We start from the raw sequence: 23,325 nt of genomic DNA on the forward strand, positions 1-23,325 counted from the left end.
TTTGCAAAGAACATTTAAAATATAATTGTTTTATTTCATTGATTCGAAAGGGTCGTTCATGGTAACACCAGAACTCGAGGACGCGTTGTTAGAAGAAGAGCAAACGTTAACAAATCTAAACCAGGAAGCTGATTTAAGTGAAACCGATGAGGATAAAGGGCATGTGTTAAGTGAGAATAAGTTAAGCACTTGCACATCAACAACGTCTACAGCTGTCAGCGCTTCTGCGTCTTTAGTTGCTCCTGACATAAGTGGACTTGAATTATTTAGTTCATTGCCTGTTGAACTCTTACAGCGCATCGTCAAACAACTTGATCCTCTGTCGGTTGCTAACCTTCGATCCAGTTGTCGTTTTTTTTATGATAATAGCAGGAATCTGGCCGCTCTTCATACATTTCAACGATTTAAAGTTAAAGCGATATCGGGCGGTAATAGGCACACTTGCCTTTTGACAAAAAACAATGAGTTATATGTTTGCGGTGACAATAACACCGGCCAATTAGGTTTAGGCGATACGAAAGAAAAACCTCATTTTACCCGGGTCAATTTAGAGGTGTTGCTTACAACAGGAGAGGTGATTACTCAGATTAGTTCTGGTAATTGGTATACTGTATTTTTAACTAACAAGAGTAGGGTGTTTAGCAGCGGTTACAATACAAATGGCAAGACAATGGGTTTGCCTGGTGATGAATGCAATTTATTTAAAGAAGTCACAACAATAAGTATTGATAAAAATCAAACCATTGATTTTCTTTTTTGCATAACCAAAGTCACCATTCTTATCACCAGCAACAAAAAATTATGGATATATGGTGAGATTAAGCAGAACAACTTATCCAACCCGATTGATTTATCCTCAACATTAAACGCCTGCGAGAATATTGTATCGGCGACAATAGAATACGAGACGGATGACAGTTGTATTGTGCTATTGACCAATAACCAACGCATTATTAGTGTTGTGATAGGTCAAGAGCAGTGGGAAGTGCGCACAAATGACCTAAGTAATGGCCTAAGTGCTTGCCAGTCTGGTAAATTATTCTTTGCTCCTGTTGAGTGTGATAATCGTTACTGGGTGAAAAATACAGCCTTTTGGACCGCAAAAGATTGGTGCCAGTTTGATTTTCGAATGGGGGAATTAAAAATTAGCAAAGAGCTTTTGCCATTTACCGAGTCTGATGAAACCATAGTGGCTGCCACCGCAGGTGATTGTCACACCTTATGCTTAAGTAGTAAAGGGCGCGTTTATGGTAAAGGCTTAAACACCAGTGGCCAGCTTGGTGCCGACGAAGACATTAAAGATTACAAATCCTGGCGATTATTAACTCTTGAGCTTGATAAGGGTGAAAAAATTACCCATATTGAATCGTCTTGCAACACATCCTTTTTAACTACGAACAAAAACCGTTTGTTTGTGGCTGGGGATAATGAAGCAGGCCAGCTTGGGTTAGGGCATAAAAAACCTGTTTATCATTTCCAGGAGGTTATCCCACGCTACCTTCAGCAAAAGGACGTTATCGAACCATCTTCATTCCCCTCATTGTCATGACATAATAATGTATCCAATCTGGGATTTCCCTTCCTTGACAAAATATTATCAGGATTTTTTAATGATTCAATCACTTGATCATGATGCAGGCCTTGAACCCATTTCCTCAATTTTTCATAATGTTGATGCAGCACGTCGAAATCTAGCCTGGAATATAAATAACTTTCGCAGCCATGATCATGGCATCAATAGTAATGAGCTGTTAGCAATTTTAAAGAAGCGAACAAATTTGCTCGGCTAGAGAATTAATCACAACCTTTCACACCACCTATAATAATCCCTTAATCTTCCTCTGATATAATAAATCCCATTCTTCGTCAAATAAGATTCTCATGTCACTGTATATTCATGGTACTAATTCTCTCATTTTACCTTTATTAAAAGCGACAAACTTCAACATAATTTCTCCGCCTCACAGTTTAGAACAATATACACTTGCACCATTCGGCGGTGAAATTTCAAAAGGAGGATATCAGCGGCTTGATAATGACGGGATTGCCTTTGGCACTTTGGAAACAACACAGAGCCCTGTTGGTGGGACAGAACGATATACCCTGCGTAAAATTCTTGATAAATATGCTAACCAACTTGAGCCTTACTCAATTGAAAATAACAAGCAACACCTGAATGATTGTGTGAGTAATCTGATGAGTAGAGCTTGTAGCGAGTTTAATACTTTGTTGATTTATCTCGCCCGTGCTAAACAAACAGGGCTTACAACTGATGAAGTGCTTGATCAAGGCAAAATTGCTGCTATCAAAGAAAATCTTGAGTTAACACGACAGTTTTTGCATTTGTTTTTATTACTTGGTTCAAAAATTAATATCAAAAATCTAAATGATATTAATCCATACAGTGAGCAAGCGCGCCGATTATTTTTTCCCTTGACCAGTTCTGATGAAGCCTGGTTTTCATTTGTCAGTGTATGTGCGCGTATCAAAAAAAGCCAGCTGGATATTGCAGCAATTATCAGAAATGGCGATTTTTCAGAGAAAGCACTACAACCGGTTATCAACGTGCTGAATGGGAGTGAGGATGATTTTTTCATTACCGGCAGCGAAGTGAAGTTTGATCCGGATTATCAGAACGTGTCTTATGCCAGGAAAGCTTGCAATGATGGCCATTTTTTTTCGTTTTCAACAAACAGAGGTACAACGATAATCGAGCATTTTCAGGACATGCTAAGAGGCAGTATTATGCCCTCATATTTCAGTAAATTACATGCCCAGATAAAAAAATATCTTGCAATTATTGATAAAAAACAGGTGTTATTTGAGCGTCTGCTAGCCAAAGAGCCTGAAAATCTTTTGACCGAAGACATTGCTTGTTTTACTAACAAACCTTTTCCACTTGTTTTAGTCGTAGAAGAGACTGATAAAATAACCCTATTTGATGAGCATACCAAAGAATACCGTTCGTTTTCACCGTTAATAATTGGAGAAGACATAAAGACCATTGCTACCACTGCTGAACATCAACTGCTGTTGGCTAATTATTTCTATACGCAGGAAAAAAAAGTTAAAGTAATTACAATTCAAGAGTTAAATAACCTTCGTCTGGAACAGACAATTGCACCATTACTGAGTTTTTTCAGGGATAATTATGACAAAAAATTCAAAAATACTAATAGCGCAGGGTTGGTAAAAATTAAGCAGTTGCTGCATTCTAATCGGGATCATCAGGAAAAATTGCAGGAAATTATTAAAATAGCAAAAGAAAAAACAGCGCCGGGATGGAGGTTATGGTATAGCCAAAGCCACTTTTTTGGTCGGGGCCGCCATGAATCTGTGCATCAGTTGTATAAAAAAATCGCAAATATTATTCCGCAACAATTTCATTTGTCTGACAATGGTGAAAAAGCCCTGAGAGATCAGCTTACCGAGATCGGCGCCTTGTTAAAACAGGAAACCTTTGTGCATGGTTCTACATCGAAGATAAATCTATAAGGGTATTTTGTGCGCTTTACCTCGTCTCTGTAATTAAATCCTGGCACTCCGCTTGACTTTGTATGGCGGAATAGTCATAAATGCCGTATTCCACCAATTTAATTTTGGAAATACTAATGAAACGATTCGCTATCGTATTTCTAGCGCTATTTGAAATCTGTGCGAACCTTTGATTTAAAGGAGTACTGTTTTTGAGATATAAAAAGACGGCTTGGAGTAAAGTCGTCCTCTTTTGCTTAGCTTGACGGCTATGGGCTTTACAGCCCAGCCTATACTTCTATAAACCTTTGCCCTGTCAACTCTGGACAAACGCTTGCGGGTGTTATACATTGCCTGTTTTAGCCGGAAAAATGTATGCGTATTGCCTTAGGGGTTGAATACGATGGAAGCCAATACCATGGCTGGCAGGCGCAGGCTGGTTTACATACCATACAACAAGTCATAGAAACAGCGCTTGGCCGCATTGCCGACAGTGAAATCAGTGTTGTATGCGCTGGCCGAACTGATACTGGCGTACACGCAACCAATCAAATTATTCATTTTGACTCTGATAAAGAACGGACTATCCGTTCCTGGATTCATGGCGCCAATTCTTATTTACCTAAGGATGTTTGCGTCCGTTGGGGACGTGAAATGCCGGATGATTTTCATGCCCGATATTCGGCGACAGCCAGACGTTACCGTTATATTATCTATAATGCGCCGATAAGGCCGGCTTTATTGCGCAGCAGTGTAACCTGGCAGTATCGTCAGCTTGATCATCGGGCAATGGATTCTGCTGGCAAGTATCTGTTGGGGGAGCATGACTTTACATCTTTTCGTTCGATAGAATGTCAATCTAATACACCTATGCGTAATATCCATAATCTGCAAGTAAGCCGCTGCGGGGATTTGGTTATGCTGGATATCACTGCCAATGCTTTCCTTCATCACATGGTGAGAAATATTGCTGGCGTATTAATTGCTGTTGGTTCAGGTAAAAGAAGCATTGAATGGGTAAAAGAAGTACTTGATGCCAAAGATCGCCGTTTAGGGGCAGAAACGGCTCCGCCCTACGGTTTGTATCTGGTTGGTGTAACTTATCCCAAGCATTTTGCGATTTCCCAGGCGCCGTTAGGGCCGTTGTTTTTATGGGAGCGTTAGGTTGGAGGCGCAGCGGGTAAGAATCAAAATGTGTGGCATGACGCGCAGGCAGGATATCGATTATGCCATTGCGCTGGGCGCTGATGCCATTGGTTTGATTTTTTATCCGAAAAGCAGGCGCTATGTGACGGTTGAGCAGGCAAAAATTTTGCTGCGGGAAATACCGCCATTGGTGAATATCGTTGCTGTTGCCGTAGATCCTGAGCCTGATGACCTGAAGCGATTAATTAATGAATTACCCATTGACACCATTCAATTTCATGGTAATGAAAAAGTGGAGTTCTGCCAACGATTCGGCAGGCCATATATCAAAGCGGTGTCAGCCAGAAATTCGCAACTGATAACTGCTGCTATGGATAAGTTTCAAACTGCCTCTGCCATACTGGTTGATACACCTTCAGCAGAATATGGCGGCAGCGGGCAGGCTTTTGACTGGCAAATCATTCCTGAACGCCGGACCCGGCCGCTAATCATTGCCGGCGGATTAAACCCGCAGAATTGCATTGCGGCGGTCAAACTTAATCCTTATGCGCTAGATGTATGCAGTGGTATTGAACAATCGCCAGGTATCAAGGATCATCATAAGATGAAACAGTTTGTTGACGTTTTAAGGGGGAAGCATGACTAAGCAAGAATTACCTGATAACCAGGGGCATTTTGGGCCTTATGGCGGAATGTTTGTCGCAGATACCTTGATTCATGCCCTGCAGGAACTGCAGCAGGCTTACAATAAATATAAAAATGATCCTGAGTTTCTTGCTGAACTTAACGATGAGCTCACGCATTATGTCGGCAGGGAAACACCTCTTTATCATGCCCGCCGGCTAAGCGAAGAAACAGGCGGGGCGCAAATTTATTTAAAACGGGAAGATTTGAATCATACCGGCGCTCACAAAATCAATAACACGGTTGGCCAGGCATTACTGGCAAAGCGGATGGGCAAAACCCGGATTATAGCTGAAACCGGAGCGGGTCAGCATGGCGTTGCCTCGGCGACAGTCGCCGCCAAGCTTGGCCTGGAGTGCGTAGTCTATATGGGCTCCGAAGATATCAAGCGCCAGTCAAGCAATGTTTATCGTATGAAACTTCTGGGTGCGACAGTCGTGCCGGTTACTGCCGGTTCAAAAACTTTGAAAGATGCCCTGAATGAAGCCATGCGCGACTGGGTAAGCAATATTGACAATACTTTTTATATTATTGGCACCGTTGCAGGCCCGCATCCTTATCCGCAATTGGTAAGAGATTTTCAGGCGGTGATTGGCCGTGAAGCACGGGCGCAAATGCTTGAAAGAACAGGCTGTCTGCCTGATGCGCTCGTTGCTTGTGTTGGCGGCGGCTCAAATGCCATGGGGTTATTTTATCCTTTTTTAAACGATGAATCGGTCGCTATTTACGGCGTTGAAGCCGCTGGAAAGGGATTGGAAACAGGCATGCACGCGGCATCTCTGATCGCCGGCAAGCCCGGGGTACTGCATGGCAACCGAACTTATTTACTCTGTGATGAATATGGCCAGGTAAAAGATACTCACTCTGTTTCGGCCGGACTTGATTATCCGGGCGTTGGACCTGAGCATGCCTGGCTTAAAGACAGCGGCCGGGTCAGGTATGTGCCGATTGATGATGAAGAGGCGTTGCATGCTTTTCGGACATTAACCCGTACCGAAGGCATTATCCCGGCGTTAGAATCAAGCCATGCCGTGGCTTATACGCTGAAACTTGCGAAAACAATGAAACCGGCACAGCGGATTATTGTCAATTTATCCGGCAGGGGAGATAAAGACATGCACACTGTGGCGGCAATTGATGGCTTGACTGTTTAAACCGGATACTGACATGAAAAATCGAATCGACACGAAACTGCTGCAGCTGCAAACCGCAGGCAAAAAAATGTTAAGCCCTTATATTACTGCCGGCGATCCTGAGCCAGGACTGACAGTACAGCTGATGCATACACTGGTGAAAGCAGGGGCTGATTTGCTTGAAATCGGTATTCCATTTTCTGATCCCATGGCAGAAGGGCCGGTGATTCAGGCAGCAATGGAAAGGGCCCTGAAGCATGGTGTACATTGTGATTACGTGCTGGATATGGTAAAAACCTTTCGCCAAAATGACCAGCAGACGCCGATAGTATTAATGGGTTATGTTAATTCAGTCGAATTTTATGGCTATGAGCGTTTCGCTCAAAATGCAAGCGCTGCGGGAGTCGATGGTACGATTCTGGTTGATTTGCCGCCTGAAGAGAGCGGGCAAGTTGCTGATATTTGGCAGAAACATAATCTGCGCAGCATTTACCTGTGTTCGCCAACAACGTCTGATGAGCGGATGGCGCTAATAAATCATTATGGTAATGGTTACCTGTACTATGTTTCGCTGAAAGGGGTGACTGGTTCCAGTGATTTTGACCTTGAGAATGTCAAACAGCAGTATAGCTACCGCAAATCGCAGACCAGACTGCCGCTTATGGTTGGGTTTGGTATCAAGACTGCCGAGACGGCGGCTGCCGTAGCAGATTTTGCGGATGGGGTGATTGTAGGGGCTGGCGTAATCAACGCCATCTATGACGCCTGGCAGGCTGGCAGTGATTGCACTGAAGCCGCTTTTTCTTTAATTAACTCAATGCGACAAGCAATAGATAACAATGGATAACAGAATGACAGAAAGCAGTGAAAAAAGAGCGCATTTTATTCGTCAATTGATAACCGATGAATTGGCATCAGGCAAACATAGCAGGGTGATTACCCGTTTTCCGCCTGAACCTAATGGCTATCTGCATGTAGGGCATGCGAAATCAATTTGCCTGAACTTTGGTCTGGCAGAGGAATTTCAGGGAAAATGCTTTTTACGTTTTGACGACACCAATCCGACCAAAGAAGAGCAGGAATATGTCGATGCCATTATTGAAGATGTGCGCTGGCTGGGTTTTCAATGGTGCGATATTACTCACTCGTCTGATTATTATCAGAATCTTTATGATTTTGCCATTCTGTTAATTGAGCAGGGAAAAGCATATGTAGACAGTTTGTCTATGGAAGAAATTCGCGCTTATCGTGGCACTTTGCAAGAGCCTGGCCGTGAAAGCCCTTATCGTAATCGTCCAGTTGCGGAAAGCCTTGATTTATTTAAACGAATGAAAGCCGGCGAGTTTGCTGACGGCACCCATGTTTTACGGGCAAAAATCGACATGTCTTCCGGCAATATCAATATGCGGGACCCGGTTTTATATCGTATTCGTCATGCGAGCCATCAGAGAACGGGCGATGAGTGGTGTATCTATCCGATGTATGATTATGCGCACCCTGTTTCTGACGCGATGGAATATATTACTCACTCATTATGCACTCTTGAGTTTCAGGATCATCGTCCTTTATATGACTGGTTTATTGAAAATCTGCCGGTACCAGCCCGCCCTGTACAGACCGAGTTTGCCCGGTTGAACCTGTCTCATACCGTAACCAGCAAACGTAAGCTAAGACAGCTGGTTGAGGAAAATGTGGTTAATGGCTGGGACGATCCGCGTCTGCCGACTTTAAAAGGCATGCGAAAACGCGGTTATCCGGCGGCGGCCATCCGTGAGTTCTGTGAGCAGATTGGTATTTCACGCAGTGATTCGGTTATTGATATGTCGATTCTGGAGGCCTGTGTGCGTGATGAGCTTAACCGTACTGCCAAGAGGGCATTATGTGTGCTTGAACCATTAAAGATAGTGATAGAAAACTATCCGGAAAACCAGACTGAAGAGCTGAGCGCGTCATTCAACCAGCAAGATCCGGATGCGCCGCGCCGGGTGTTGCCATTCAGCCGCGAAATTTACATTGAGCGCAGCGATTTTATGGAGCAACCGCCAAAGGACTACTTCCGCCTTACACCTGGTACCGAAGTGCGTTTGCGCAATGCCTATGTGATCCGCTGTGAGCAGGCGATTAAAAATGAACAAGGCGAAGTGGTTGAATTACGTTGCACTTACGATCCTGAAACATTAGGTAAAAATCCTGTCGGCCGTAAAGTCAAAGGTGTAATCCATTGGGTTTCTGCGCCGCATGCTTTTCCAGTCACTATTTACCAATATGACCGCCTGTTTAACGATGCCAATCCGGCTCGTGAAGAGGATTTCCTGCAATTTCTCAATCATGATTCACTGAATGTGCAACAGGCTTACTGTGAGCCTGCATTGGCCAATCAGCCTTTAAATGAAGTATTTCAGTTTGAGCGGTTAGGTTATTATCAGGTTAATCAGGTAAATGACGGAAAGGTTACGGCATTTAACCGGGTTGTCGGCTTAAAGGATACTTGGGCTAAAATAGGCTAAGGAACAGGCATGCTTCATATATACAATTCATTAACCCGAAAGAAAGAAGTTTTTATTCCTCTGGTACCCGGTAAAATTGGGCTTTATGCCTGCGGCATAACAGTCTATGACCGTTGCCACCTGGGCCATGCCCGTTCAATGGTGTGTTTTGATGTCATAGTCCGGTTCCTGAGAGAGCAGGGCTATGAGGTAACTTTTGTACGTAATATCACTGATATTGATGACAAAATAATAGCTCGTGCCAATGAGCGGGGCATGTCAATCAATGAACTGACCAGCTTCTATATTCAGGCTATGCATGATGATGCCAGTGCATTAAATATTTTACCGCCGGATATTGAGCCGCGGGCAACAGGGCACATTGATTCGATTATTGGTCTTATCCAACGGTTGATAGATAGCGGTTATGCTTACGTGAGCGATAATGGCGATGTCTGTTTTGAAGTTGCGCGTTTTAAGGACTACGGTAAATTATCCAATAAGGATATCGAAGCGTTGGTTGTCGGGGCGCGTATTGATGTTGTAAAAGAGAAACGCTCGCCGCTAGATTTCGTGTTATGGAAAAAGGCAAAAACAGACGAACCAAGCTGGCAGTCGCCTTGGGGCGAAGGCAGGCCTGGCTGGCATATTGAGTGTTCAGCGATGGCCATGCATGAGCTGGGTGAGCATTTTGATATCCATGGCGGCGGTCTGGATCTCCAGTTTCCTCATCATGAAAACGAAATTGCCCAGAGTGAAGCAGCGAGCGGGAAACAGTTTGCCAATTATTGGCTGCATGTTGGAATGCTGCAGGTTAACAATGAAAAAATGGCTAAATCGGTCGGCAATTTCTTTACCATTGAAGAGATATTAAAGAAATATCATCCGGAAGTGGTGCGTTATTTCCTGCTGAGCAGTCATTACCGTAGTCCGTTGAATTATTCGGAAGAAAATCTGACCAATGCCGGCAAGGCGCTTACTCGACTTTATCAGGCTTTGAAAGATACGCCTTGTACCAATGAGTCAATCGATGACGAATGGGAGAAGCAATTTAACGATGCAATGAATGACGATTTTAATACGCCTGTCGCTTTGTCGGTATTATTCCAGTTAAGTCATGAACTAAATAAAACCCGTCAGCCTCATTTGGCGGCTACGCTGAGAAAACTGGCTTCTACTTTAGGCTTGTTACAAATTCTGCCCGAGCAGTTTTTACAAGCTGGCCTGGAAAGTATTGACCGGCAAAGTATAGAGAAGTTAATTAAAGAGCGACTGGAGGCGCGAGCGCGGAAAGACTGGGCAAGGGCTGATGAAATCCGTGATACTCTGGCGGGGCATGGCATAGAGCTGGAGGATGGCGCTCAGGGTACGAGCTGGAGAAAGCGGGCGGAGTAAAGAGCCGCAATTCCCTCTCCCCAACCCTCTCCCGATACGGGAGAGGGGGCTTCAGTAGGAAGATAGAATTGCAGCCATGTTAAAAAGCTCCCTCTCCCGTATCGGGAGAGGGTTGGGGAGAGGGAAAAAATTAGCGCAGTAAGGCACAAACATCCTTGTTAATATTCCCCTAATAATTAAAGTATAAAATAAGTTAATATTCTACGTGACAAAATTAGCATTATGCGTACTTATAACTTGCTATACCCGCACCACAGTCAAGAGCTGGCAATCTATTTAGAAATAATCAGTAATCTAACCCCGGAAAAATTAAAGTATATATCTGATAAAGCGCGTAACTTACTGGAAGAATTAACTATTGCATCAAACCCCTATACTGTATTATTTACCATGGTTAATTTGTATATTGCTCAAAAAGGGTCAGATGGCGTTATTATGTTTTATCAATCTGTCAATCAAGCAAAATGGCTGATTCATGTTTCCAAAGATATAAAGCACGACCTGAATCTGAATATAAAAAAAGGAGAAATTGAAAAACAAAAGCGCAAATTCTGTGTCGCCGAAGTAATATTCGCAGCAATAAAAAATAATCCATCCTTAAAGCAGGTTTGTAATGATTTTTCTGAGCAGCAGTTACGTAAATATGCAGTTTATACGGGAAGCATAAACTGGAATGCAATTTCTTCAGCAATTGAAAAAAGCGTTCGGGATCAAAATTGCATGCCTGAAGAAATAATAGACCCTATACCCGAAAACCAGTTAGAAAACGGTTCAGTAATAGAGCGTGATAATATGGATTATAAATCACCAGACTGGTAATTTATCAATGTTGGCTGGTTACCCGTAAGATTTCAGACAATGAGGTATCGCCAGCCAGCACTCGCTTAAAACCATCCTGCCGAATACTTGGCGTTTTGGGGCGGATGTAATTTTCAATCGCCTGCAGGCTCTCATTGCGGTGAATAAAACCACGTAAATTCTCATCAATTGTAATTAACTCATAAATTCCGGTCCGGCCACGAAATCCTAAATTATTACATTGATCACAACCTTTGGGTTCATACACCTGAGAAATATCAATGTCTTCGCCAATCTCCATTAATTCCTTTTCATCTGCGCGCAGGATATGAGGAGTTTTACAATGCGGACAAAGCTTTCTGACCAGACGCTGTGCAATAAGGCCAATAATACTTGAAGACAATAAGAATGATTCAACACCCATATCATGCAAACGGGTCAAGGCACCGAGGGCGCTATTCGTATGCAGGGTAGATAATACCAGGTGACCGGTTAAACTCGCCTGAATCGCAATTTCAGCCGTTTCCAAATCACGGATCTCACCGATCATCACCACATCAGGGTCCTGGCGCAAAATCGCTCTGAGCCCTTTGGCAAAGGTCATTTGCACGCGGGTATTGACCTGAGTCTGGCCGACACCGGGCAAATCATACTCAATTGGATCCTCAATGGTGAGAATATTGCGGGTTACCTGATTAAGTTCCGTCAGCATGGCATACAGCGAGGTGGTTTTACCAGACCCGGTTGGGCCGGTTACCAGAATAATGCCGTGGGGCTGTGCGATCATAGAGCGCATCGTAGTTAACGTTTCAATCGGCATGCCAAGCAGGTTTAAATCAAGCTGGGCTGCCTGTTTGTCCAGAATTCTCAGTACAATCCGCTCGCCGTGGTTGGAAGGCAGAGTAGAAACCCGAACATCAATATTATGCCCGCCGATGCGCAAGGCTATGCGCCCATCCTGGGGAATACGCTTCTCCGCGATATCCAGCTTTGCCATCACCTTGACCCGGGAAATGACCAGCGGTGCAATTGCGCGCTGGATTTCCAACACTTCATGCAGGACACCATCAATCCGGTTACGAACCATAACCCGATTCTCATAGGTTTCAATATGAATATCCGATGCTTTTTGCTTGATAGCCTGCGTAAATAAGGCATTAATTAATCGGATAACCGGCGCATCATCCTGGGTATCCAGTAAGTCTTCGCTGCTGGGCAGCTGGCCTGCCAGTAACGATAAATCGATATCTTCTTCCATACCAACGGCAGCATCCAGCACAGATGATTGCGATTGATAGCACTGCGCCAGATGCTGTTGAAATTCAGTTTCATCGACTTGTTTTAAATTGAAAGAGGATTGCAGAAAACGGCTTACTTCAGCCAGCACCGGCAAAGAGGGTTCAGATAAATGGTACAAAGTAATGGCGCTTTGCTCATCCCACATAGCAACCACGCCATGTTTTTTAGCAAAGCTATAGGGTAAGCGCCGGTTTTTTTCCTGATTACTTTGCACTGTCATTTAGTCATTATAACCTGTTTCGGATGGCGGCTGAAAGGCCTTGGCAAATCAGCTGTTTCCAGAGCCGGCAGCACCATGTCGTCATTTCTCGGGTTATAATCCAGATCTCTGATCCAATCCAGTTCGTAATGGCGCAAGCCATTGTATTTACCGCCGCTCACTTGCAGCGCTTCGCGCTCATTGTGCAGAATGATTGGCTTGATAAATACCATTAAAACCCTTTTTTCACGGTTATTGATATTGCGTTGAAACAGGCGGCCAACACCAGGTATATCACCAAGAATTGGCAAGCGATTGTTATCATTTGCCAGATTATCTTGCGTAAGCCCGCCAAGCACGACGATATCGCCGCTTTCTACCTGAACGGAGGTGACAATACTGCTGATTTTAAAGACTGGATTATTGGTATTGACTTCGTTGGCCTGATCAAGCGTGTCATTGCCCTGGTCAATCTGCATCTGGATGCCCTGACCGCGGGTAATCTGTGGTCGAACATATAAGTGCAGGGCGACATTGACGCGATCAAAGGTGGTATATGGGCTGCCGCCGGGAGCTGTTCCATTAGCATTGTTAGGATAAGAAGTCGAAGCAACGGATACCTGCTTTCCAACCAGGATTTTAGCCTGACGATTATCCAGTACCACTACGGATGGCGTCGATAAAATATTCGCCTTATGTTGACGTGCCAGCGCATAAATCTGAGCCTGAAAATCCGAGGTCCTGGTTTTGGAATTAATAATGGCAAAGCCGGGGCGGAAACTGGTTGCTTTACCTGTCTGCTGATTACTTCCCCACTCAATGCCAAGATCAGTAATATCTGCTTCGTTTACTTCCGCAACCAGCGCTTCAATCAGGAGCTGGGCTGGTCGTATATCAAGCTGACTGATAACTGATTTCAAGATACGGATTAGACTTGCCGGTGCATTAATAATAATCGAATTGGTATTAGGTTCGGCTATAAGCTGCACGCTTGGTTTTGTTGAGCCTTCATTCTGGGTAGACGCACTGGACGTGTTTGGAGTGGCGGCAGGATTAACAGACGATGCGTTACCGGTTGTATTGCTGTTGTTGGTATTGCTATCAAAAGTGCTATTGCTATTATTTGCCAGGCTGGAGGCAGGGTTTGTGCTGTCAAGCGCCGGGCGGGTAATTGTGCCTATTGTGGTGCCGACATTGCCGCTGAAATTGGCTTGGGCAACCCCAGCCAGAATGGGAACCAGATCTTCTGCCCGCATGTAATTTAAATAAATGACTTGTGTATTACTGTTTGAACTGCGTGACCCTTCGCGATCGAGGCGGGAGATTAATAAGCGCATTCTGATTCGTTCAGTCCGGTTGCCGCTGAGCAAAATTGAATTACTGCGATCATCAACAGCCAACGCTGCCTGACTATGGGTAGCGCTGCCTTGCGGGACTTTAACCAGATCTTTCAGGGTATTGGCAACATCCATTGCCAGAGCAGATTTTAAGTGAACGACATCAATCCCATTGGAGGTTGAACTATCAACCTGCTTGATAATTTTGGCCATTTGCCTGATGTTATTGGCCCGTCCTGATAAAATCAGCATATTTGATGGGCCATAAGCAGCGATATTGCTCCATTGAGGCATTAATGGTCTGAGTACCGGTACCAGTTGTTCGGCGGGAACATAATTAACCGGAATCACTTCTACCATCATTTCATCGCCTCTCGGCGGTGTGCGTAACAGGCTGAGTGAATCTGCCGACATGGTTTTGGCATCAATATTGGGTACAATTTTAATCACATCACCGCTCGGTATCGCGGCATAGCCAGATACTTGCATCATCGATAAAAAGACTTGATAAAGTTCTTTATCAGACATTGGGGTTCCAGAAACAATCGAAATTTTGCCCTGAACGCGGGGGTCGATGATAAAATTTTTACCCGTTACCCGCGAAACCTCGGCAATAACAGCCCGGATATCGGCATTACGCAGATTCCACAGTTTTTTCCGTACATCAGGGATGGTCTGGGTTTCTGGTTTGTCCTCAGATTGTGCAACTGGAGGCCGGACGGGCAGAGTGTCTGTGCTAGGCATATCACGTAATTGCTGCTGGATTGCTTCAGCCTGAGCCCGATCGATAATCGGACCGATTTTGACAATGTAAAGATTACGGTCTGCGGCATGCTCAATTGTTACCGGTTGTTTTAACAGCGAGGATAAGCGGAATTTTAATTGCAGCGCGTTATTTTCATGCGGAAAGGCACCCGCATCAAGCATATATGCAGCCTGTCCATCGATGGTTACAGTCTTAATGTCTATATCTGTGGCATAAGCCAGAATAAAGCACGCTGTTAATAGTAAAAAAGCAATCTTTCGCATTCAACAACCATTAAATCCCTGATTTCTACATCATATCTAAATTTATCAGGATTCCATAGTGCTTTTGCAGGAATTTGGATTTTTAATTCGGGTGAGACTGTTCGATGTCATTGAGTCTTATTTAATTGTTTGATGCGTTGATTTTGTTAATCGGGAGAAACATGCAGGATATCTAAATGGTGGCTATGGGTGGACTCGAACCACCGACCTCAGCATTATGAGTGCCGCGCTCTAACCGGCTGAGCTACATAGCCACAAGACGGCGTGATTGTGTCGTTTAATGAGGCTGATGTCAATATAAAAATAAATATTTTAAATAAAATACTATTTGAACACGCTATAAATTGATAAAATAATGATCTGTTTGGGCGGATTTGGTGATTTCATGGCTTCTCGTTTGCTGCAACTATTTTTTATATTTTATCAATTTATCCACAATATATTTAATTATATCTCGTCAAAGGAGCCATATCCTGAATTAAGAAAAATTCCAGATGTACTTAGGAATATCAATCACTTTGAGCATTATATGTCGCTTTACGAGCAATTAATCAAAATAAACCCTGATGACTATAATCAAAGCTCAAAGACAGAAGGGCCTTTAGTGCATTACCGTCTTCGACTGGACGGTGATGGCTTAATAAGATTAAGTGATATACGAGAGCAAAATATTTCATATTCACCTCATGAAGCAAAGCAAATCGCCATTGCTATTTACCAGTTTGCATATAGTTATACGTTAATGAATGACAAAAAAGATTATCGCTTCCTCGATGCAGCGATTGGCTCATTTTTAATGCGGCCTTTCACTACAATTCATGGTACCGATGATGTACGTGCAGTGAATAATCTGTTTCGGCAAATGGTTTTTTCATACAAGCAGAAAATTGAAAAAAACCGTCAGAATTTACCGAATGAAGAACACGCTAACAGTGCGCGATTGATTCAGCGGGCTTTTAGAAAGCATAGGTTTCAGCAGAATAATAAACCGATTGAACCGCTATCTGAAGATTTAAAACAATCTATGCATGTTCATTTGATCTTGGAAAATCCAAGAAAACCAGAACCAAGGGCTGTATTAACAGTTAAGCAAAAAATGCAATGGTCTCAGTTGGCAATCCCTGGTATGGAAGAATTGGCGCAAAAAGTTGCCACTCACCTTGTATTTCAACGTAATCATAATAAATTTATCAGTCGCTTGCGGGAAGTTGTCAAGGATTTTAACCAGTTTCTGCATAGCCTTCCCTCTGATCAGCAAGAATATGTGATTGTTGTACCGAGAGAATCAAGAGCAAAAAGCAACCATTGGGTTACTGGGCTTGCTTTACATTACCTGGTTAAAAAGCCTTTGGCCATACTGTTTGCGGATGAAACCAAAGAGTTTATTACCAAAAATCAGACGATCAGGCATATGGTTTTTCTGGATGACGCTTTATATTCGGGGCGACAGATGGAGCAATTGGTGTCGCGCGCTAATCAACCAGGCATCAATTCAATATTGATTTTGCCTTTTTATTCCAAACGTATCTTTTATCTGCAGCGTTCTAACGTTTGTTTTTTAGGTGAGCTCATGCTGACGCCACATGATATGATTTGTGATAAACGTATACAACCGCAAATGTGGACAACAGAAGATAATGAGAAACTTAACAAAAATCTGCCTAATAACTGGTCATGGGCCTCCAGTAAAATCGGGGTGTTTTTCGACCATAGAGTCGCAGATAATGCATCCACATTCTTAAATGATCTCCATGCCATTAATCAACATGGCGAGGAGCTGGTTCCACCCTCATATACTCAGCGACCATATAATTAAGTTCCGTGACGAAATTTTTTGCCGGATTCTTGCGGACTGTTGAAGACATTAAATGGAGAGATATATAAGTTTTGCGATTATCTGACATTTTTTTTAAACGGTATATAATTATAGTTAGTCATAAATTTTTCTTTGTTTAACAAGGAGAGCAATTATGTCAACTAACAAAAGCTTTCAATCGAATAAAACCTCTAAAAGTTCAAATCCTGTCCATAATGAAAAACGGGAAAGCCGGCGTTTAAAAAGAGATATTGCAGGCGAAGGTAGTTCGCTAAAACATCAGAAAGACAAAACAGTTAATCCTTCCGATAGCGATGTATAGTGGGTTTCGGCAGCTTTCTTAACAAGCCGCTCATGAACACTGGTTTGAAGTTATTTTGCAGCCACATACATTTTCCTTGTCATAAAACAGGCATAATTCAAAAAAACAGCACTATTGATTAATGTTGATCTGATTGATATAATAATGAACAAAAGGCATTCAGAGGATTTTACAGTGCTGTCCACTGCGGAATTGATAAAATATTTTATTATGACGGCATCAATGCAGTTTGAGCCGATTTCGGATATTCTGAATAATTACGCTCGGGCTATTGTCGAGCTTTCAAAAGATCGGAAAAACTGGGCAGAGATGGTCGGGAATCAACGCCTTTTATTGGCGTTGATCCAATCAATGCAGAAGGGCGATGAACAGATTAAAGCGCATGTCATAGGAGCTCTTGCTAATCTGACGCAGATTGAACAGAATCAGGCTAAAATAGCTGCTGTCGAAGGTATGTTGCCTGCGTTGCTTGGGCTAACAAAAAATCTGAATACGGAAATTCAAGTATGTGCAATACTCGCCTTAAGCAATCTGGCATCTCATGAACAGAATCAGGTTAAAATAGCTGAGATCACAGACATGTTGCCTGTTTTGCTTGAATTGACAGAGCATCCGGTTAAGCAAATTAAAGTATATGCAACAGGTTGCCTGGCTAATCTGGCAATGCATAAGCAGAATCAGGTTCGAATTGCTGATGTCAACGACATGTTACTTGCTTTGCTTAGATTAACAAAACGTCCGCCTGCTCAGATTGAACTTCAGGCAGCGCAAGCCTTGGCTGATCTGGCATCTGATGAACAGAATCAAGTTCAGGAAGCTGCTATCGAGGGCATGTTACCCGCTTCGCCTGAGCCCGAAAAAAATTTAGATACGCAAGTTCGAATACAGGCACTAAGAGCCTTGAGCAATTTGGCATCACATCAACAAAATAAGGTTAGAATCGCTGCTGTAGAAGGTATGTTACCGGCCTTACTTGAGTTAACGAAGGATACGAACCTTCAATTGGAGGCAGTAAAAACTTTAGGCAGACTGGTATCTCATAAAGAGAATAAGGCTCGAATAGCAGCGGTCGAAGGCATGGTACCCGCTTTGCTTGAGCTAACACAGCATCCAGATACGGAAATTCAATTCCGAGTAATTAGCGACTTAGCCAATCTGGCGTCCGAGCAACAAAATCAGGTTCAAATGGCCGCTGTCGAAGGCATGTTACCCACTTCACTTAAGCTGGCAAAACACGCGGATCCGCAATTTAGGGTACGGGCAATAGCAACCTTGGTCGTGCTGGCATTGCATGAACAGAATTGGGTTCAAATGGCTGCTGCTATCGAAGGCATATTCCCCCTTTTGCTTGAGCTAACAAAACAGCCAGATGAGAACATTCAGTTATCGGCAATCATATGCTTGACCAATTTGTCATCTCAGCAACAAAGTATGGGTCAAATAGTTAAGGTAGATGGCTTGTTGACCGCAGTGCAGGGCCTAATGCAACATACTAATCTGCAAATTCAATATCAGGCAAAAAGATTTTTAACAAATCGGACAAGGTACCTGAACCAGCAGGCACTTACAGCGCCAGCCGCGAATGGGCAAAGTAATCAAAGTGCGGCGCCTGCAGAAAATAACATGCCCGGCACATCAGCCCTGAAACGTACACACCCGGAGAAATTTTTCTCAACAACTGATGACAATAACAAGAGAAGAAGGATTGGGGAATATTCTTCTACATCCCCCGCTTGTAATCAATAATTTCTCCTTGCAGCTCACTGCCATTCAGTTAAGAAAATGTAACATCCCCGCGAAGGCGGGGATCCATCCATCAAACAAGGTAAGGAGCTAACTTGAGACATGGATTCCCGCCTTCGCGGGAATGACAGTATCATTAGCTTAATGGCAGTGGGCGGGGATTTATCCCTCAAATAAGATAAAAAGTCAACTTGAGAAAAAGATTCCCGCAATTGAAGAATATTTGTCTAGTTGTTATAATAATTGCCAAATTAATTCAGGAGATTTTACAGTGCCTTTCAATGCGCAACTTATAGATGATTTTATTGATTTAGCATCAAATCAGACTATGCCAGGCCCGGATAATCTAAATAGTGCTGCACGCATTATTTTAGAGCTTTTAAAAGATAAGAGACACTGGGTACAGATGGTAACAAATCAACGTTTTTTACCGGCATTGCTCCCATTAATGAAAGAGGGTGATGAGTTTACTAAAAAATGTGCAATAGGAGCCTTGCTTCATCTGACAAGTTCAAAACAGAAGCAGGTTCAAATAGCTGCTGTCAATGATATGTTGCCTGCATTGCTTGGGCTAACAAAAAACCCGGATATGCCAATTCAATTTCTGGCAATATGGGCTCTAACCAATCTGTCATGGCCTGAACAGAATTGGGTTAAAATAGCTGATGTCGAAGGCATGTTGCCCACCTTGCTTGAACTGGCAAAGCATCCGACAAAGAACATTAAACTATTTGCATTAATTGGCTTGGCCAATCTGGCGTTGCATCCACAGAATCACGTTCGAATGGCTGATGTCAACGGCATGTTGCCTGTTTTGCATATTCTGGTAAAACGTTCGCCTATTCCAATAGAAATTCAGGCAGCGCAAGCTTTGACTTCTCTGACAGTTGATGAACAAAATCAGGATCAGGTTCAAGCGGCTGCTGCTTTCAAGGACGTATTATCCGGTTTGCCTGAGCCAGAAAATTGGGATGAAAAAATTCAATTATATGCATTAAGGACCTTGAGCAATCTGGCAGCGGATAAACAGAACCAGGTTAAAATAGCTGCTGTCGAAGGCATGATACCTACTATGATTGAGCTAGTAAAACATTCAAATATCCAAATTCAATCATGGGGAATAATTGGCTTGTCCAGGTTGTCATCTCAACCCTGCAGTATGGCTCAGATGGTGAGAGTTGTTGGCAAATTGCCCGAACACGTGCAGCACCTTTTACAACATACTGATCCGGACATTCAATTGCATGCAACAACGTTTTTAGCTAATTGGAAAAACTACTTGAGCCAGGCACCTACAGTACCAGCCGCGAATGCCCAAAGTAATCAAAGCGCGGCGCCTGCAGAAAATAACATGCCCGGCACATCAAGTCTGGAACGTACATACCCGGAGAAATTTTTCTCAACAGCTGATGACAATAACAAGAGTAGAAGGATTGGAGAATATTCTGAGGCGTCCCCCGCTTGTAAACAATAACTTCTCCTTTGCAAAGGAATTTCGCCCGTAAACCTATTATACTAAGTAAAATAGCCAGAGCGCGGAATAAGGCAATATAAGATGGATGCGCAGAAGGAGCAAACAGGGATGTTACGCCAATGGCAATTATTATTTGTTTATAATTGCTATCGGGTTTTTTGTATTGTAGCGTTTATTGCCTTATTCTTTTTTACCAGTCCGACATTTGATTTTTCTGATTTTATCTTTGGATTGATTCTGCTGACTTACATTTTCTGGGCGATTTTCTTTTTTTATCTTCAGCGAATAAAACTTCCCGGATTCAACGTCCAGGTATTATGGTCAGGAACGCTCGATATTATTTATCTGATAATCCTTATCAGCGGCGTCAATGATATTCGCTCCGGGTTGGTCATTTTACTCAATGTGACGGTCGCAGTCCTCAGTATTCTGGTGCCAGGCCGGCTTGCAATTTTTTTTGCCGCGGTAGCCAGTTCTATTTTGCTCGGAGTCGGGTTTGTACATTATTTGTATGACGACAGGCAGATGCTTGACTATTTTTATTCCAGCGGGATGCATGGCATAGGTATTTTTGCAACTGCATTGACTGCATGGTATCTGGCGAACAGAGTGCGCAGCAGTGAGTTAATTGCTGAGCACCGTGGTATTGAATTAGCCGATATGCAACGAATTAATGAATATATTATTGAACGTTTACATTCCGGGGTTATTTATCTGGGCGCAGATCAGCAGATACAATTAATTAATACTGCAACCCGGCATTTTTTTAACCTGCAACCTGATACTGAAATAAAATCCCTCGCTGAACTCTCAACTGCCTTGACTCAAAAATACAATCAGTTCCTCGACAAAATCAATTATGATTTAAGGCCGGCTCAGACGATTATTGACAGTCCTTATCTACGCGTCCATTTTTTTGCTGCCAGTGATTCGCCGCAAACAGCCGTTGTTATTTTTCTTGATGATATGTCAGCGATTGCGCAACAGGCACAGCAATTAAAACTTGCTTCTCTGGGGCGTTTTTCAGCCAGTATTGCTCATGAATTAAGGAATCCTCTTGGCGCTATTTCCCATGCAGTGCAGCTGTTTGGCGATAATCAGGCGTTGAATGAGGAAGATGCCCGCCTGAAGCAGCTCATAATTAATAATTGTAACCGAATGAATAATGTGATCAAGAATGTGCTCCAGCTGTCGCGTCGGGAAAAATCACAGCCCCAGATCATTGAGCTCATGCCTTTTTTTGAGCAGTTCAAGCATGAGTTCTGCAGTCATAATACCTGTAATATTATTATTGAAACGCCTGACGAGCCGATTTCAGTCCTTTTTGACAAGAGCCAGCTCGAACAGATTCTGGTAATTCTCTGCGATAATGCCATTCATCACGGCAAAAATGAACGGGGAGAGGCTATTATTATAATCAGGGCCAAACAAGACAGCAGAACAGCTGAAATCAGTATCTCCGATATGGGGAGGGGAGTGCCGCAAAATCTTGAACACGACATATTTGAACCGTTTTTTAGCACGGTACGCACCGGTCTTGGGATGGGGTTATTTATTGCCAAAGATTTATGCGAAATTAATCAGGCTAACCTGACTCTGACTTATGCCCGAGAGAAAAGTTGTTTTGTGATTACGCTTAATCAAACCAGTGAGATGCAGTTATGAATAAAAACTGTGTACTTGTTATTGATGATGAACCCGATATTTGCGAGCTATTATCGCTTACCCTGACCCGCATGGGGCTGAATTGTATAACAGCAAATAGTTATCAGCAGGCGCTGACGCAGCTGGAAGCCCGTAATTTTTCATTAGTACTGACTGATATGCGCCTGCCTGATGGCGATGGCATTGATGTGGTAAAATTTATCCAGAAGAACAAACCGCAGTTACCGGTTGCAGTGATTACGGCCTATGGCAATGTCGAGGGAGCAGTCAATACCTTGAAAGCCGGAGCTTTTGATTATATTTCAAAACCGGTTGATTTGACGCTGTTAAAAGACCTGGTAACAACAGCATTATCCATGCAGCAAAAAAAAGTGACTCCACCAGCGGATACGTTGCTTGGCAATAGCACGGTGATGAAAGAATTGAAAAACAGTATCGAAAAACTGGCGCGTAATCAGGCTCCGGTCTTTATTCTGGGTGAATCTGGAGTCGGTAAAGAACTGGTCGCGCAACTTATCCATCGCCAGGGGCCGCGTGCTGAAAAGCCATTTATTCCGGTCAACTGCGGCGCAATTCCGGCTGAACTGATGGAGTCTGAGTTTTTCGGTCATAAAAAAGGCAGTTTTACAGGCGCAATCGCCGACAAGGCCGGGCTTTTTGAGGCGGCCAATGGGGGAACTCTGTTTTTGGATGAAATCGCCGAGTTGCCTCTGGCTATGCAGGTTAAATTGCTTCGCGCCATTCAGGAAAAAGCGATTAAACCAATCGGGGAGCATAATGAAATACCGGTTGATGTCAGGATTCTCAGTGCCAGCCATAAAAATTTACAGGCTGAAATTATCGCTGGGCGTTTTCGTCAGGATTTGTATTATAGGGTTAACGTCATCGAATTAAAGGTACCGACTCTGCAGGAGCGGCTTGAGGATATTCCGCTTCTTGCCAACCATATTTTGAAAAAACTGGCTGAAAAACAACAGCGCGGTGTGGCTCCGTTATCAAAAAACTGTATTCAGGCTTTGCAGGCTTATCCCTTTCCGGGTAATGTCCGTGAGTTAGAAAATATTCTGGAGCGGGCAATAGCGCTCTGTGAAGATAATACGATTAATGTAAGCGACTTGCATTTGCCGCAGCAAAGCAGTTTGCCGGTTACCGCGTCGAAAGAAAGCATCAAAGATCTTGATGGCTCTTTGCATGATCATGAGAAAGAAATTATCTTAAACGCCCTGGAGAAAACGAAGTGGAACCGTACAGCAGCGGCCAAAATACTTGGCGTTAGCTTCAGGACATTACGTTATCGGTTAAAGAAATTGGGATTGGATGAGTAA

18 protein-coding genes and 1 tRNA gene are annotated in these 23,325 nt (G+C 43.3%); 16 read left to right on the forward strand and 3 right to left on the reverse strand.

Annotated features, from left to right (window positions below):
• Positions 1–58 precede the first annotated feature (58 nt).
• The 10 genes from ACFORL_RS05095 (at position 59) to ACFORL_RS05140 (ending at position 11,137) form a co-directional block, all read left to right on the forward strand.
• The gene (locus tag ACFORL_RS05095) at positions 59–1,549 is read left to right on the forward strand and encodes an F-box protein (RefSeq protein WP_382341746.1); all 1,491 of its coding nucleotides are present in this window, start codon (positions 59–61) and stop codon (positions 1,547–1,549) included.
• Positions 1,550–1,610: 61 nt separating this feature from the next.
• Positions 1,611–1,790, forward strand: a complete 180-nt coding sequence (locus ACFORL_RS05100) for a hypothetical protein (RefSeq protein WP_382341748.1) — start codon at positions 1,611–1,613, stop codon at positions 1,788–1,790.
• 91 nt (positions 1,791–1,881) lie between these two features.
• Positions 1,882–3,495 carry a hypothetical protein gene (locus ACFORL_RS05105; protein ID WP_382341750.1) on the forward strand — a complete coding sequence of 538 codons (1,614 nt, stop codon included), beginning with the start codon at positions 1,882–1,884 and terminating at the stop codon, positions 3,493–3,495.
• Positions 3,496–3,849: 354 nt separating this feature from the next.
• Complete coding sequence (gene truA, locus ACFORL_RS05110; RefSeq protein ID WP_382341752.1) at positions 3,850–4,638, forward strand: tRNA pseudouridine(38-40) synthase TruA; 789 nt, start codon at positions 3,850–3,852, stop codon at positions 4,636–4,638.
• A gap of 1 nt (position 4,639) precedes the next feature.
• Positions 4,640–5,266, forward strand: a complete 627-nt coding sequence (locus tag ACFORL_RS05115) for a phosphoribosylanthranilate isomerase (RefSeq protein ID WP_382341754.1) — start codon at positions 4,640–4,642, stop codon at positions 5,264–5,266.
• Positions 5,259–6,458: a tryptophan synthase subunit beta gene (trpB, locus tag ACFORL_RS05120; RefSeq protein ID WP_382341756.1), complete on the forward strand. Its 1,200-nt coding sequence runs from the start codon at positions 5,259–5,261 to the stop codon at positions 6,456–6,458. Before ACFORL_RS05115 ends, trpB begins: the two co-directional genes overlap by 8 nt.
• Positions 6,459–6,471: 13 nt before the next feature.
• Entirely contained in the window at positions 6,472–7,284 is an 813-nt protein-coding gene (trpA, locus tag ACFORL_RS05125) for a tryptophan synthase subunit alpha (RefSeq protein WP_382341758.1), read from the forward strand.
• 4 nt (positions 7,285–7,288) lie between these two features.
• On the forward strand, positions 7,289–8,944 hold the full coding sequence (locus ACFORL_RS05130) for a glutamine--tRNA ligase/YqeY domain fusion protein (RefSeq protein WP_382341760.1): 1,656 nt from the start codon (positions 7,289–7,291) through the stop codon (positions 8,942–8,944).
• Positions 8,945–8,953: 9 nt separating this feature from the next.
• On the forward strand, positions 8,954–10,318 hold the full coding sequence (gene cysS / locus ACFORL_RS05135) for a cysteine--tRNA ligase (protein WP_382341762.1): 1,365 nt from the start codon (positions 8,954–8,956) through the stop codon (positions 10,316–10,318).
• 222 nt (positions 10,319–10,540) lie between these two features.
• On the forward strand, positions 10,541–11,137 hold the full coding sequence (locus ACFORL_RS05140; RefSeq protein ID WP_382341764.1) for a hypothetical protein: 597 nt from the start codon (positions 10,541–10,543) through the stop codon (positions 11,135–11,137).
• A gap of 4 nt (positions 11,138–11,141) precedes the next feature.
• Here the strand turns inward: ACFORL_RS05140 and lspE are convergent, their stop codons facing one another.
• The 3 genes from lspE to ACFORL_RS05155 all read right to left on the reverse strand — a co-directional run bounded on the left by lspE (position 11,142) and on the right by ACFORL_RS05155 (position 15,234).
• A complete protein-coding gene (gene lspE, locus ACFORL_RS05145; RefSeq protein ID WP_382341766.1) occupies positions 11,142–12,635 on the reverse strand; it encodes a GspE family T2SS ATPase variant LspE in 1,494 nt (497 codons plus the stop codon).
• Positions 12,632–14,980: a GspD family T2SS secretin variant LspD gene (gene lspD, locus ACFORL_RS05150; RefSeq protein WP_382341768.1), complete on the reverse strand. Its 2,349-nt coding sequence runs from the start codon at positions 14,978–14,980 to the stop codon at positions 12,632–12,634. Before lspD ends, lspE begins: the two co-directional genes overlap by 4 nt.
• 177 nt (positions 14,981–15,157) lie before the next feature.
• Positions 15,158–15,234 (reverse strand) — tRNA-Met (locus ACFORL_RS05155).
• A 131-nt stretch (positions 15,235–15,365) separates the two neighbouring features.
• On the opposite strand from ACFORL_RS05155, the gene ACFORL_RS05160 reads away from it, so the two are divergent.
• The 6 genes from ACFORL_RS05160 (at position 15,366) to ACFORL_RS05185 (ending at position 23,325) form a co-directional block, all read left to right on the forward strand.
• Positions 15,366–16,796 (forward strand): hypothetical protein, encoded by a 1,431-nt coding sequence (locus ACFORL_RS05160; RefSeq protein WP_382341770.1) that lies wholly within the window; start codon positions 15,366–15,368, stop codon positions 16,794–16,796.
• A gap of 154 nt (positions 16,797–16,950) precedes the next feature.
• On the forward strand, positions 16,951–17,118 hold the full coding sequence (locus ACFORL_RS05165) for a hypothetical protein (protein WP_382341772.1): 168 nt from the start codon (positions 16,951–16,953) through the stop codon (positions 17,116–17,118).
• Between the two features lie 144 nt (positions 17,119–17,262).
• Positions 17,263–18,864: a HEAT repeat domain-containing protein gene (locus tag ACFORL_RS05170; protein ID WP_382341775.1), complete on the forward strand. Its 1,602-nt coding sequence runs from the start codon at positions 17,263–17,265 to the stop codon at positions 18,862–18,864.
• Positions 18,865–19,132: 268 nt separating this feature from the next.
• Complete coding sequence (locus tag ACFORL_RS05175; protein ID WP_382341777.1) at positions 19,133–20,335, forward strand: hypothetical protein; 1,203 nt, start codon at positions 19,133–19,135, stop codon at positions 20,333–20,335.
• Positions 20,336–20,416: 81 nt separating this feature from the next.
• Positions 20,417–22,000: a sensor histidine kinase gene (locus ACFORL_RS05180; RefSeq protein WP_382341779.1), complete on the forward strand. Its 1,584-nt coding sequence runs from the start codon at positions 20,417–20,419 to the stop codon at positions 21,998–22,000.
• On the forward strand, positions 21,997–23,325 hold the full coding sequence (locus ACFORL_RS05185; protein ID WP_382341781.1) for a sigma-54-dependent transcriptional regulator: 1,329 nt from the start codon (positions 21,997–21,999) through the stop codon (positions 23,323–23,325). Before ACFORL_RS05180 ends, ACFORL_RS05185 begins: the two co-directional genes overlap by 4 nt.

Source organism: Legionella dresdenensis (genome assembly GCF_042649825.1).
Classification (GTDB): Bacteria; Pseudomonadota; Gammaproteobacteria; order Legionellales; family Legionellaceae; genus Legionella_C; species Legionella_C dresdenensis.